Consider the following 13249-nt stretch of genomic DNA (forward strand, 5'->3'; position numbering starts at 1 on the left):
TATACATTTTTTTAAAGATTAAATTTGGGGCCAAAGAAACTCTCGGAACGATACAAGGAGCCGTAAGGAAATGTTTTGAAATAGCCAAGTTCTTTCCTGACGCCTCATAAACAATTTGTTACGGGAAGGGAAATTTTAAACACAGATCCCTTGCCGAACTCACTGGCAACATCAATGCTGCCGTGGTGGGCCAGAACGATAGCCTTCACCTGACTTAAACCAAGGCCAAGCCCTCTTTGATTCCGATTTTGTTTGCCGCGATAAAGGCGATCCCAGATCAGCGGCAATTCTTCGGAGTCGATGCCTATCCCGTCATCTTTAATACAAATAATTGCTTGCTCCTTTTCGCTATAAAAATCGATGTCCACCTTACCACCGGCAGGGGTATATTTTATGGCATTATCAAGCAAATTCGCCAGGGCCTGACTCATCCGGTTCGGATCTATCATGGCCTGCAGCAGGTGGTCACCGTTTATCTGGATTTGGATAGACTTGTCATCAGCTATCAGGCCATAGGCATCGACGATGTTTTGCACCAAGCGGTAGATTTCGATATTTTGATAATCGAGCTGCATTACTCCCGATTCGGCCTCCGAGATATCCAGTAAGATGTTGAGCATAATGTTAATACGTTCGGACTCTTCGGCGCAGGAAGCAAGGGCCGCATGTTGGCTGGCTGCGTTGTCGGGTGACTGCAGGGCATTTTCAGCCAGATTGCGCAACCGAGTCACCGGAGTTCGGAGATCATGGGCGACATTGTCCACACAGTCCTTCATAGCCTGCAACACCGCCGCGATTTTCTGCAACATCTTGTTGAAGTGAATGGCTAATTCATCCAATTCATCACCTGCGCCGCGCACCGGTACATGGGCATCCATATTGCCGGTTTGCACCGATTTTACCGCGAAAAGCAGATTACGCAGGGGACGTAGCACATTGTAAGCAAGTATCCAGCCACAGATGAAGCCGAGCAGCACCATCGGACCGAGCACGATCCCAAATGTTGCGCGAAGGCGAAGCAAATTTTTATCCTTTTCTTCACTGCTCATCCCCACCTGCAACCAGTAACCGTTATTAAGGCGAATGGAGGCCAGGTCGAGAGAGTGATCTCCACCTATGGCCGGGAGAGTAAGCCAGCGCGGTTGCGTCTCGGGGACTAATTCTTCCAATTTATTAGTGTTGAACTCTGTCCACGGTGCAGGCAAATATATATCGACGGTACGATTTCCCGCATCGGCGATACGTACGAGAAATGGGTGTTGTCGATGAAATTTGCGCTTCACCTCAAGCATCTTTTCGATGGCCGGCAAACCATTGCTGGAATATTCGGCCGCCAGTTCCCTCAGTTCCGTCAACTGCATTTCACGATCATGACGCGTCAAGGTCGAAGCGATGGAGGCATAAATGGCGGCAAACAGCAAAAGGGAGCTGATAAGAAAAAGCCCTGAATACAGCAGGGTCAATTTGAACTTGATGCTTTTTGCCGATTTAAGGAGATGTTTTAAGGACATAACCGATGCCGCGGATGGTATGAATGAGTTTTGTGGGAAAATCCCGATCGATTTTACTTCGCAGGCGTGAGACCAGAACATCGATGACGTTGGTCTGAGGATCGAAGCGGTAATCCCATATACGCTCAAGAATCAGGGTCTTAGACAGCACCCGCTCGGCATTGCGCAGCAAATATTCCAGCAGGGCGAATTCTCGGGGCTGCAACTCGATAACCTCGCCGGAGCGTACTACATCCCTTTTCAATAAGTCCATGGTCAGATCGGCATACGACAGGCTGATGGGCTCTAAGATACCGCTGGTACGGCGGATCAGGGCATGCACGCGTGCCAGCAATTCTCCAAAGATAAAAGGCTTAACCAGATAATCGTCGCCCCCTTTTTCCAAGCCGATTATACGGTCGTCGACACTTCGTTTGGCGCTTAAAATCAAAACGGGTGTATTAATTTTTTCCTTACGCAGAGATTCGATCAAACTCAAACCATCGAGTATGGGCAGCATCAAATCGACAATAGCTACGTCATAGTGATTTTGTCTGGCGAGGTAGAGCCCGGTATCTCCGTCTTCGGCTTGATCCACAGCAAAATTTGCCTGGATGAGGCCTTTGCTGATGAAATCCGATATCTGCCGGTCGTCTTCAACTATTAGTACTTTCATAGATCATCGGCCCTCCTCTGACGTAGAGATATCATTCGTTCATTATCAGCATTCATAGCACTTGCCGATCGGAAAAGACAGGTTGATTCTCCAATCTTCATCACCAATGCGCCGAACATGGCAACGCAACCACTTTATCGAAGGAGAAAAAGTGGTTGCGCACCCACCATTTACTTGGTGTTCGTATCCGTCCCCTCCGGTTTTTCGGTTGTTTCTTTTTGCAGGAGCGCATCTCTGGAGATTTTTTGAAGGCCTTCCACCTGGAGCGAATTCACCTTGCCATAGGTTTCACGTTCGGATTGCTTCAATACATAAAAATTCCCTTCCGGCTTGACGAAACTGAACTCGGCGGTTGTCCCATCTCTCCGGGTGACGGAATATTTGAAAGCTGGAGCCTTTGCAAAAAGCGGTGTGGTTTCCTGTGGATTCATGACCGTTTGGATCGTTAAATCGGCAACCTTATTCAGCAGATCGGCCACGTTTTTTTCATCGGTTTTCCAACCCGATTCCAGTCCTTGCAACTGCCAGGTATCGGCCTTTTTCTCCAGGACAAAACCGGGGAAAGAGATCGATGCCATATCCTCTTTTTTGATTTGGAAGAGATTCTTATCGAGCCATGATTCAACACCGGTTTCCAGCTCAAAAGTGCTGAGAGCAACGGCGAGGACCTCCTCAGTGCCGGCTTTCCTGACGTGGATCTGACGAAAACCTGGAGATGTGCCGACATAGAACTCGCCGACGATTTGCTCTTTTTCCCGCAGAACCACATGGCGCTCGAACTGATCATCGGCGACCTTGAAGCGTTTGGCTGCTCCTGCGGTAGTGGCGACGGCAAAGCCTTTTTTCAGCTCGGAAAGCTTGGTTATAAAAGTTTTTACCTGTTCGCCATTGGCCGGAGCGCCAAAGGAATTTTTGATAATCCACTCGGCCCCGATTTTATCCACGACTAAACGCTCTTTTTGCGGCCCGGAAATCTCAAAGGCGGACACCTGTTCGGACTTCATCCCAAGAAAGGGGGCGTCGGGTGCCGTGGTCTTTTGTCCTGTCTCGCCCTTATAGAAAACCACTGCCAAGCCTATTTGAATGACAAGCAAGGTCGCTGTTATTGAAATCATTTTCTGCATAATTATATCCTCCCCATACTCTGGCGAAGCAGAGCTACATGCCGTTGTCTCGTCCTCTTGCCGATCATTTTTTTGATAAGCCAGATGACGATCAAGCCGAACATGGCCAGCCCGTAATTGACATATTCAAAAAGCAGCTGCAGGTCCTTCGTCATCGGCAACAGCGGTCTGGCGAAATGACTTCTGCCGCGAATCGACAGCAGCCCTCGATCCTCAAGGGACCAGTCCACGGCGTTGGCCATCAGCTGCACTGGACCGAGACTGCTGGTCCGCATGACGCTTGAACCGATTCCCAACATGATATCACTGAGGAAGGTGTTCGAAGAAAAGAGAATGATCCTGGCACTCTCGGGAGATTTGTCGAGTTGTCGGGCGATGATCTGCTTGGCTTTTTCCACGCTGGGTTTCTTCGCCGGGGCGGGTTGCGTTTCGACTGTCGGCTGTTGCGGTTCAGTCAGGAGGGGCGACTGTTTGCCGCTAAAATAGGAAGTGAAGTTGCCTTCAACCGCCACCCCGAGCAGCTTCTTGCCCGAAGCCGTGCCAACGGCAAAACCTGCTTCCCCGTAGGCCCGGAAGTTCGGTTGAATCTTGGTATCGGCAGAACCCCAACTCTTGACCGAGCTTTTCAGCAGTTCGACAACCTTTCGGTCCTTATTCTTTTCGATATTGACGGTTATCGGCGAGGCCCAGTTCATGGTGAGTTGCGTCAGCCCGGCCATCAGGCCGCTTTCCTGGTTCATGGCATCCGGCCTGATATCGACAAAATAGGGATAATTAACCAGTTTCGTTTCCTGCACGGTAAACCCGGAAACCTGCCGTTGAACCGGAACGGGAAAGGCGCTGTTCTGCGGATCAAGGACCATCTCTTCGCCGATGGTTATGCCTTGAAAGTTCAACCAGTCTTCAAGACCGGACTTCTTCTTCTCGACTTCGAGTTGACGATCCAAGCCGACATTGAACGGCGAGCTGGCAATAATCACCGTGCCGCCCTGCATGAGAAACTGATCGATTGCGAAAAGCTGTTTTTCGTTGACGGCTTCCGGCGCAACAACCATCAACAGATCGGCCTCTGAGGGCACTTGGCCGGCTGTCAAGTCGGTTGGAGTGACTTGATGTTCCTTGCTCAGCACGTCTTTCAGTTGATCAAACTGCATCCCTCGTCCCGGCATGCCGTATTGCGGCATCGGCGGCATAGCCTTTGGGGTTTGTAGCGCCACCGTTTTCGAGAACCCGGCTGCGAACCGTTTGAGGCCCGCTTCAATCGCCCGCTTGAGACTCTCCTTGGCGAGATCTTCCGGTACCGGAATCTCGACAACCTGGTCACCGCTGGTCAGGGTCATGTAGTACCAGAACGAACGTTGATCCAGGAGGCTTACGGCCATCGGCCTGAAGCCGTACTCCTTGCCGATCTTTTTGGCAACCGTGCCATTCTCGGCATCGGGATCGAGAAAGCTGCTGGAGAAGAGCTTGCCGCCTTCTTTTTCCATCTCCGCAAGAATTGTCTGCAGTTCCTTTTTAAGCGAAACCAGTTCCTCAGGCAGCTTCTGGTTCGGTGACATGTAGCCGGTAAACTGAATTTCTTTACCGATACCGGCAAAGAGATCGCCGCCGCTCTGATAACCGTACAGTACCTTCTTTATGGCCCTGGTGATATCATATTCGGGATTGCGAAGCTCGACATCGAGATCCTTTTCACTTGCCACTTTCACCTCAATCAGCTCGCGAAAACCAAGGGTCTCGAACTGATCGCCATACTGAATGAGGATATCAAAATACGAGTTGGTCACCGCTGACTGATACTTACTCGCCGTTTGGAAGGGTACCGGTCGAATGCCGAACTTCTGTCCTGCCTCCTGTTCCAAGTCGGGATGCTCCAGGGGATCGATGAACTCGACGCGAACCTTACCGCCTCCGGCGACCGCAAACTCCTGCAGCAAATCACGGATACGCGGCACCAGAGGGGCAAGAAGGGGATGGGTCTGGGCGGAAAAATAGCCGCGAATGAGCAGGGGTTCCTTCAGCTGCCCCAGGTAGTTTCTCGTCGATTCGGAGATGGAGTAGATATTGCCTTTGGTCATGTCGGTACGAAGAACGCCGATCGGCGCCAGCCAGAAATTGGCAATCATGAAGTTGGCGATAACCAGACCGCAGACCAGTTGCCAGCGGCGATGATGGCCATTCGCCGGATTATCCGCCCAGCGGATTTTCTCCAGGCCGTAAATATTGAGGCTGAGAAAGATCCCGGTAATGCTCAGATAATAATAAAGATCACGCAGATCAATAACACCGCGGGTGATGGAATTAAACCGGGAACCGGAGCCGAGCAGCTGCAGCAGTTCCGAACCGCGGTTGCCGAAAAAAGAAATCAGGGTTTCGGAACCGATCAGATAAAAAAGCGAACAGACCAGTACGGTAGTGATCAGGCTGACGATCTGATTGACGGAGTTGGCGCTGATGAAAAGACCGATGGCAATATACGCTGCGGCAAGAAACAGAGTTGCCAGATACCCGCCAAAGACCGGCCCCCAGTCAAGCGGACCCATGAAGCTGACGGTGATCGGCAGGGGCAGGGTCAACACCAGTGAAACCGCAACCAGGCCGAGGCAGGCCAGGAATTTACCAAACACCAGCGAATACGGGGGCACCGGCGAGGTGAGCAAAAATTCCAGGGTTCCAGCCCGCCGCTCCTCGGCCCACAGCCGCATGGTTATCGCCGCGGTAAGAAAAATGAGGAGAATCGGCATCCACCTGAAAAGCGGCCGAACTTCTGTGATATTGTTGGCAAAAAAAGTCTCCACCCAAAAGAAGATGAACAGCGTCACCGCAAGAAAAACACCAATGAAAATGATGGCGATCGGCGAGCTGAAAAACGCATCGAATTCCTTTCTGGCGATACGAAAAATTGTCTTCATGGTTTCCATCCTCCCTATCGCTCGCTGATTTCGGCGAAGACTGTTTCAAGATTCCGCGATTCAAATCCCATGGAATAGAGGCGCCAGCCCCGGTCATGAACGGCGCGGGCTAGAAATGCCGCTGTTTCATGGCGATTTTCCGCGCTTTCGAGGGTCAGGGCGAAGGTATGGCCGTGGTCGAACTGGTTACCCGGAGGTACTGGGACGGCTGATCTCACACAGGCAAAATTCCGCAGAAAGGTGAGTGCCTCTTCCTCTTGTGCATCCAGGGAGATTACCAGTTGACCCTTATCGTTGAGGGTGTCGAGGCGGGTATCAAGGGCCTTTTTTCCATCCTTTAAGATAATAACCCGGTCGCAGATCGCCTGGACCTCTTGGAGGATGTGGGTAGAGATAATGATCGTCGAGTTTTGCGCCAACATGGTAATCAATGCCCGCATATGCTGTATCTGCGTCGGGTCGAGGCCATTGGTCGGCTCATCGAGAATGAGGATGGCCGGGTTATGGAAGATCGCCTGGGCAACCCCGGTGCGCTGACGATAGCCGCGGGAAAGGGTGGCTATGGGCTGAACCGCCTTTTCCTGCAGCTCGGTTCGAACAATAGCCAGGGCGATCAACGGCCCCCTCGCCTCCTCGGATAAACCGTGCAGAGCTGCGGCATAGTCGAGATAATCAATAACCGTCATCTCCGGATATACCGGGCAGTTCTCGGGCAGATAGCCGATTTCCTGTTGAATGGCTTGTCGGTCGCTGCCGATGTCCCGGCCATTGACGGTGATTGTACCGCTGGTCGGTTCGAGATAGCCGGTGATCATTTTCATGATCGTTGTCTTGCCGGCCCCGTTATGTCCCAAAAGGCCGACAATCTCTCCCGGCAATATCTCAAACGAGACATTGTCAACTGCCGCAATATCTCCGTATTTTCTTGTAATACTGTCTACTTTGATCATTCTTTAAACTCCATATATTGTGAATTGTTATAAAAGTTTCATTGCTTTTTCTTGCTTTGTAACGTCTCGTCTATCATTCGTTGCAGCTCCTCTACACTACGCTCATTCAATTTTCTGCCGTTCACAAAAACGGCCGGTGTCCCGTTAATTCCTAGGGTATTTGCCTCGATCACATCCTTGGAAAGTTTTTCTTGAAGTACTGGCGATTCCCTATCCTTATTGAATCGATCAAGGTCCAGCCCCAACTTTTTGGCGATTTTGCCGAAGGAATCAGGGCTGAGTTTGGTTTCGGCAAAGAGGAGGTCATGGTATTGCCAAAACTTTCCTTGTTCCTGGGCAGCCAAAGCAGCTATGGCTGCCGGTCCGGCCAAGGCATGTTTTTGCAAGGGAAGGTTTTTAAAAACGACTTTTACAGTTGTCGGGTTCTGTTTGAGCACCTGCTCAAGAAGCGGCAATAACTTGCCGCAATAGGGTCACTCAAAATCGGAAAAGACGGCGATAGCAACAGGCGCATCCGCGGCACCCTTGAACGGGGAACCGGCAGTGTTGATATCAAGGATAAAATCGACTGCCAGGGCGGAGAGAATATTCTTCTCGCTGTCAAGCAGATAGAGAAGCCGTCCCAACGGGGCGATGGCAATATCCGATACACCGGCGTCGACCGGAATACGTCCCTGCAGCTCGCCTTTTTGGTCGTAAACCAAAACCTTGTTGCTTTCGGCCAGGACAAATGCATACTTGCCATCCAGAGAATAGGCGAAATCTTTTGCCTTTTCCGGGAGTTTCAGCTCCATTGCCGGTTTCCATTCCACGCGGTTATCTTGGCCGCTGCCTGTTACTGCCGCGAAATTCGGTACCACCGTCGTCAAGAGCAACGAGGCGGCACCGGGCAGAATAATTTTCAGATACTTCATTGTGATCTCCAAGTGATGTTTCAGTGTTCTCTCAAGTCCATTGTCCAAGAGAAGGGTTTTCTTATCGTTTCGGTAAGGTCCGGTTCAATTACGGGTTGTGTCGGATCGTTGATTGATACTGCAATGGTTCGATTGTCGTTTTTCGGTTTTATTTTTCTCCTTTAGTGTCTGAATCAAGTGGAGTTCTCTTGGGATGACAGAGGAGTTTGGTGATTAATGCGGCCGGTTTGTTTCTTTTGATCACGCGCAATATACCTGGCAAGCGATACAAAGAGCAGGTTGTAAGACAGACTATTAATAAAAAAATCAGTGACTTGAGCCGTATTGAGGAGTAGGTGCAGTCGAGATCGAATATCTTTATGAGGATTGTCAGCTGCTCGCCATACTTGTCGATATAAAAAGCGACCGGTTCACCTTGGGGAATGATAATACCTATGACCGATGTCACTGCCAGCAGTGCGAAAATAAGTGCGGCAAAGCGCTTTGACGCCAATATGCCAAGGACCGGCTTGGTTATGCGTTCCATTGCAGTTGGCCCTTCGTTGCCTGCGAGAGCATGGCCGGTGTTATGTACACGGCAAAAACAGTTCCATCGGCGAATCCGAGAATGGAATCATTCATGATGCTGATATGGTGTATTTGTAACACGGGATTTTTCAGTTAATCGTTTTTGGTAAGCGGTTTCGTGTTTTACCGGCACTGTGCCTGAAAAAACAAGAGATAACGAACAGAATCAAACGGCCCAGACAGGTATCAAATGAGAAGGACGACGGAACGGAGGGCTTTGCTTTGGATGTTTAGAAAGGAGAAGGAGGGCCTTGAAGGTATAGCAGTGGGGAGAGATTTTTCGGCAAAGCTTTTAAGCGCTGATAACTGCAAGAAAGCAGTGCTGTTTCTGTCGGGGAGGATGGAAAACGAGGATGTCAGTCGATCGTCGGCTGCCCTCCAGCCGAAAATCGATTGGCTGTTTATCTCCAGACACGTGGTGGATTCGGTTGTTTTTAAAGGGTCAACGGCTACGCAGTTCGGAAAAGGAATATACCCCGAGTCACTCATTTCCGTATAGCAAGAGGCTAATTCTAGGTGGTTATCCTTGTCGGTACTCCAGTCCAAACACCAGGCTGTCCCCGAAAAACCGAGCACGCCAACACAAACAAAGTATGCGGTGAGGAGCAAGGACCAGAATCGATTGCCGTGAGAACGGGATACCATGCTTTAATATCGATAAAAAATTGAAGGGTGAAGTAGCTTTGAAAGTAAATATTGCAACGTAGCCTGGCTGGCCGGAGATTTTTATAAAGGTGCCTCTCTGCGAGACTTGTAATTCCTATTGTAGCTGAACAACGGCGTAGATCAATAATAATTGAGATTCTTTCAAAAAAGTAATGTTCATGAAAGGTTTCGGTAATTTTTGGGTTGGTAAGGTTGTCATTGACCGGAGGAAATCGGCGTCACATTGGTGTCGCAATCGGTGTTCACCGGGCAGGCATCCTCACCCGGTTTTTGCACTCCCGGTAAAAAGGTGTATCCGGGGGCCGGACTGTTTGAGGTGCCGCTGTAATCAACGTCGCTGCTTTGCCTGCAAGTCTTTTGCAAATACTCCATTATCCGTTTTTCCCCTTTGAAGATCTGCGTCTCATCGTCAGCTTTGGCCATGAGAACGGGAACCTCGTTGATTGATAAGCTCTGCAACAAAGTGCGGTTGACTTGAGGATCATAATCAGCAAACCGGACCATATCCGCAATTGCAAATTTTTCTATCTTTTCAATTGGGTTAAAGCGCACGGTACAGATGTTATCGGCACCGATGGCTTCAATCACTTTTTCACAATAATTGCAGGAAGCGGAAAAGAACAGATACAGCTTAACCCCATCCCTTTTTCCGTTCACCATTGCCAAACTCCCTGAGTCGAGAGATGTCCCCCTACCGGTTGAAGGGGTGCCAAATTGAAGGCTGCAACAAGCAGCAAGCACGGCAATAAATATCACCATCCCGCGAACCAACTGATGCAGGCCGCAACAAAGATTCAACAGGACGATAACCGCGAAAATTACCAGACAGTAGGAACAGAAGACGGTGGCGATCGAGTGCTGAAAAAAAACCAGCACAGCTTCTGCGGCAAGACCGGCGAGCAATAACAGCCGAGCCAATTTGTGCCAGTATTCGGACCCGTTTCTGCCGCGCAAAAACAACCAGAAGAGGGTCTGGAAAAATAAAAATCCGGTGATATTGAAGACAAGTGGGGAAACAGTGGTCATGCTTTCAATAATCTCACAGCCGTTATTGAAACATACTCCTTTTACCCCTCTGAGCTGAAGTACAACCTGCACAGCAGTCAACACGCTCGCCAGAAATGAAATGATTGCCTGTATCATGGAGATTTTTTGGTATCTGTGAAAGAGCGTCATAGTGATTCTTTTGTTTCGAAAGGTATCATAAGGTTTTATTGTCAAATGTTTCAGTAAGCCGATGACGAGCCCTGAATACTTCAATTTTGGCGGGCGGCACATTGCACCAAACGGTTTGTGTCGAAACTCTGTCGAGATATTCCGCAAGGGGAGAGGGGCGATTATTAAGACGGTAGGTATACTGAACAAGTGAACCCTTTGCCCCCAGCATCTTCTGAATCTCCATACCAAGGGCTGCTACCGAGGAGGATGGCAGGGAAAGTAACGGCAGACTTGAAACTACGGTTCCTATATGTCTCTCGTATCGATTGCACAATTGGCAGAGCTTGACCGCGTTGCCTTGGATTACCGCAACATCTGGAAATTGTTGCTTCAAGTGTCCGGCCAGCAACCTATCTAGTTCGACAACCACTAACTTTTTCGGGGCCACACCATGTTGCAACAAGGCTTTTGTCACTATGCCCGTGCCACCGCCTAGCTCCAGAACAAGGCTGTCGTTGTCAGGCGGAATGACCAACTCGGCAATCGTTCGAGCCAACTTCAAGGAACTAGGGCAAGCAGCACCCATGGCTCTGGGATTGGCAAGAAGGGCGCGGGAAAACAAGGCAGAGGGCGATGAGAGGAATGCATCACTCGCCCGACGAATAGCTTCAACGACGGAATAAAATCCTATAATATCGGGAAATCTGAGCATGAGCTTAGGAGTAGAATGAGTATGTTGTTGCATGAATCAGCCTTTAGCGAATAATATCAATTGATAGCTGTGAGCCGGAGGGGTACGTCAAAGAGTTGACCATCTCTCTGGATGGTCAGGATAATTTCCGATCCTATGCTGAACTTTTCGATTTCCGTTCGTAAATCTTCATATGATTGCACTTTGACACCACCGACGGCGATGATAATGTCACCCAGCACCACTTCTCCCCGATACTGCGTAGTGGGTCGCAATCCTGCTGCCGCAGCAGGGCTGTCACTTTCCACCCTGAGAATCAATGTCCCTACAATGCCCATATTTTTTGCCACCCGCTCATCCACCAATGTCACGCCTAACCCCGGCTGGATGATCCTGCCATGTTTGATGAGCTGCGGGACTATTTCGTTGACAATATCGACCGCTACGGCAAAACCAATTCCCGCATAAGCCCCGGAAGGACTGTATATGGAGGTGTTTATGCCAATCAATCGGCCGGCACTATCGAGCAATGGACCACCGGAATTGCCCGGATTGATGGCCGCATCAGTCTGTATCGCCCCGCGAATCACCCGACCGGTAACCGCGGTAATTTCACGGTTGAGGGCGGAAATAATTCCCGACGTGATGGTCTGGTCCAAGCCGAAAGGATTACCGATGGCAAATACTTTCTGGCCAACCTGGAGATATTTTGATCTTCCTACGGCTATTGGCCGCAGCTGGTGCTTTGGGGCTTCAATTTGCAAAACAGCAATATCTTTATCCGGTGCGGCGCCCACGAGGGTTGCCTTCCAGGTCGAGTTATCGGCCATAGTGACTTGAACACGGTTGGCATCACTTATCACATGGTAATTTGTTACTATTCGTCCCTGATTATCCCAGATAAAGCCGGAACCCGTACCTTGGGGGATCTCGACGGCATTCATCGAAAAAAAACCTCGTTTGAGGGCAATACTGGTGACATACACCACCGACGGTGAATTATTTTTGAAGATATCAATGGTGTTTTGCTCATCGGCGGCCAGATCGCCCCTGGCCGTTACTGCCCGAGGCTCAGCATTCTCGGGAAAATAATATTGCCGTAGCGGGTCCACAAGAAACCAAAGGCCTAGAACAACCAATATGGCAAAAACTAACTTCTTCAAAAGAGAGAACCTCGTCCCTTGGATTGTGTCATTGGGGGGGCATGTTCACCAGCTGGCAGCAAAAAAACAGACATTTATGCTGCCAGCTTGAGCCGCCGAGAATGTTATTTCGACTGTAATGAGACCAGCTCGACGTCAAAGATCAGTGCAGCATTCGGGCCAATCGGGCCGCCAACCGTTCCGGTCTCGCCATAAGCAAGGTTTGACGGCAGATAAAGTTGCCATTTGCTCCCTTCTTTCATCAATTGAAGTGCCTCCGTCCATCCTTTGATGACACCATTTAAAGCAAAGGTTGCGGCCTCCCCACGTTTATATGAGCTGTCAAACTCAGTCCCATCGACAAGCCTTCCGGTGTATTGCACCGTAACCGTATCCGTTGCACTCGGCGACTTGCCCTTGCCCTCGTTTATCACCTTATATTGGAGACCACTGGGAAGAGATTTCACCCCTTCCTTTTTCATGTTTTCAGCAAGGAAGGCCTCACCTTCAGTTTTGTTTTTTTCACCCAGGACCTTCATCGACTCCTGACGTTTTCCCTGCATTTCCTTTTGCAGGTCTGTCAGAATTGCCCCAGCCTCCTGATCGGTCAGTTGAGTCTTTTGGCCGGTGAGGACATCTTTTATCGCTTTTGTTAGAAGATCCGGGTTGGCATCAACGCCATTTTTCTTCAGGCTATTGCCCATTTCCATGCCTATGGCGTAGCTCACCTTCTCCTTCGGGGTTTTCAACTCCGAGGTTTCTGCAGCAAGCACCGTGTTTGTCACCATCACCAAGCCAAAGACCACTACCATTCCACCAATTTTCATGCTTTCTCCTTGTAATCTTTTTATTTTTACAACGTATTTGACGTTTCTGCGTGGAATCACATCCATGCAATCTCTTCCTGCGAGATTTATTCAGCCTATTGTAGCTGAACAACGGCGTAGATCAATAATAAT

The 13249-nt window shown here is 49.8% G+C and carries 13 protein-coding genes; 1 reads left to right on the plus strand and 12 read right to left on the minus strand.

Annotated features, from left to right (window positions below):
- Nucleotides 1-104: 104 nt before the first annotated feature.
- The 8 genes from OEL83_14980 to OEL83_15015 form a co-directional block, all read right to left on the minus strand.
- Entirely contained in the window at nucleotides 105-1421 is a 1317-nt protein-coding gene (locus OEL83_14980; protein ID MDK9708345.1) for a HAMP domain-containing histidine kinase, read from the minus strand.
- Nucleotides 1422-1488: 67 nt separating this feature from the next.
- The gene (locus OEL83_14985; protein ID MDK9708346.1) at nucleotides 1489-2166 is read right to left on the minus strand and encodes a response regulator transcription factor; all 678 of its coding nucleotides are present in this window, start codon (nucleotides 2164-2166) and stop codon (nucleotides 1489-1491) included.
- A 170-nt stretch (nucleotides 2167-2336) separates the two neighbouring features.
- Nucleotides 2337-3290: a DUF4340 domain-containing protein gene (locus tag OEL83_14990; protein ID MDK9708347.1), complete on the minus strand. Its 954-nt coding sequence runs from the start codon at nucleotides 3288-3290 to the stop codon at nucleotides 2337-2339.
- Nucleotides 3291-3292: 2 nt separating this feature from the next.
- Nucleotides 3293-6202 (minus strand): Gldg family protein, encoded by a 2910-nt coding sequence (locus tag OEL83_14995; GenBank protein ID MDK9708348.1) that lies wholly within the window; start codon nucleotides 6200-6202, stop codon nucleotides 3293-3295.
- Nucleotides 6203-6216: 14 nt separating this feature from the next.
- On the minus strand, nucleotides 6217-7152 hold the full coding sequence (locus tag OEL83_15000) for an ABC transporter ATP-binding protein (protein ID MDK9708349.1): 936 nt from the start codon (nucleotides 7150-7152) through the stop codon (nucleotides 6217-6219).
- Nucleotides 7153-7190: 38 nt separating this feature from the next.
- A complete protein-coding gene (locus OEL83_15005) occupies nucleotides 7191-7607 on the minus strand; it encodes a thioredoxin domain-containing protein (GenBank protein ID MDK9708350.1) in 417 nt (138 codons plus the stop codon).
- Between the two features lie 18 nt (nucleotides 7608-7625).
- Nucleotides 7626-8066: a hypothetical protein gene (locus OEL83_15010; protein ID MDK9708351.1), complete on the minus strand. Its 441-nt coding sequence runs from the start codon at nucleotides 8064-8066 to the stop codon at nucleotides 7626-7628.
- Nucleotides 8067-8214: 148 nt separating this feature from the next.
- Complete coding sequence (locus OEL83_15015) at nucleotides 8215-8592, minus strand: cytochrome c biogenesis protein ResB (GenBank protein ID MDK9708352.1); 378 nt, start codon at nucleotides 8590-8592, stop codon at nucleotides 8215-8217.
- 267 nt (nucleotides 8593-8859) lie between these two features.
- Between OEL83_15015 and OEL83_15020 the strand changes: the two genes are divergently transcribed.
- Nucleotides 8860-9132 carry a hypothetical protein gene (locus tag OEL83_15020; GenBank protein MDK9708353.1) on the plus strand — a complete coding sequence of 91 codons (273 nt, stop codon included), beginning with the start codon at nucleotides 8860-8862 and terminating at the stop codon, nucleotides 9130-9132.
- Between the two features lie 362 nt (nucleotides 9133-9494).
- Here OEL83_15020 and OEL83_15025 read toward each other — a convergent pair whose 3' ends face one another.
- The 4 genes from OEL83_15025 to OEL83_15040 form a co-directional block, all read right to left on the minus strand.
- Entirely contained in the window at nucleotides 9495-10325 is an 831-nt protein-coding gene (locus OEL83_15025) for a hypothetical protein (GenBank protein MDK9708354.1), read from the minus strand.
- A 175-nt stretch (nucleotides 10326-10500) separates the two neighbouring features.
- A complete protein-coding gene (locus OEL83_15030) occupies nucleotides 10501-11202 on the minus strand; it encodes a hypothetical protein (protein ID MDK9708355.1) in 702 nt (233 codons plus the stop codon).
- 23 nt (nucleotides 11203-11225) lie between these two features.
- Nucleotides 11226-12311, minus strand: coding sequence for a trypsin-like peptidase domain-containing protein (locus OEL83_15035; protein MDK9708356.1), 1086 nt, complete (start codon nucleotides 12309-12311; stop codon nucleotides 11226-11228).
- Nucleotides 12312-12415: 104 nt separating this feature from the next.
- The gene (locus tag OEL83_15040) at nucleotides 12416-13117 is read right to left on the minus strand and encodes an FKBP-type peptidyl-prolyl cis-trans isomerase (protein ID MDK9708357.1); all 702 of its coding nucleotides are present in this window, start codon (nucleotides 13115-13117) and stop codon (nucleotides 12416-12418) included.
- Nucleotides 13118-13249 lie beyond the last annotated feature (132 nt).

Source organism: Desulforhopalus sp., assembly GCA_030247675.1.
Classification (GTDB): Bacteria; Desulfobacterota; Desulfobulbia; order Desulfobulbales; family Desulfocapsaceae; genus Desulforhopalus_A.

Coding starts and splice junctions, on each gene's coding strand:
- OEL83_14985 (MDK9708346.1), bottom strand. CDS start 2,166: ATGAAAGTACTAATAGTTGAAGACGACCGGCAGATATCGGATTTCATC.
- OEL83_14990 (MDK9708347.1), bottom strand. CDS start 3,290: ATGCAGAAAATGATTTCAATAACAGCGACCTTGCTTGTCATTCAAATA.
- OEL83_14995 (MDK9708348.1), bottom strand. CDS start 6,202: ATGAAGACAATTTTTCGTATCGCCAGAAAGGAATTCGATGCGTTTTTC.
- OEL83_15000 (MDK9708349.1), bottom strand. CDS start 7,152: ATGATCAAAGTAGACAGTATTACAAGAAAATACGGAGATATTGCGGCA.
- OEL83_15010 (MDK9708351.1), bottom strand. CDS start 8,066: ATGAAGTATCTGAAAATTATTCTGCCCGGTGCCGCCTCGTTGCTCTTG.
- OEL83_15015 (MDK9708352.1), bottom strand. CDS start 8,592: ATGGAACGCATAACCAAGCCGGTCCTTGGCATATTGGCGTCAAAGCGC.
- OEL83_15020 (MDK9708353.1), top strand. CDS start 8,860: ATGTTTAGAAAGGAGAAGGAGGGCCTTGAAGGTATAGCAGTGGGGAGA.
- OEL83_15025 (MDK9708354.1), bottom strand. CDS start 10,325: ATGACCACTGTTTCCCCACTTGTCTTCAATATCACCGGATTTTTATTT.
- OEL83_15030 (MDK9708355.1), bottom strand. CDS start 11,202: ATGCAACAACATACTCATTCTACTCCTAAGCTCATGCTCAGATTTCCC.
- OEL83_15040 (MDK9708357.1), bottom strand. CDS start 13,117: ATGAAAATTGGTGGAATGGTAGTGGTCTTTGGCTTGGTGATGGTGACA.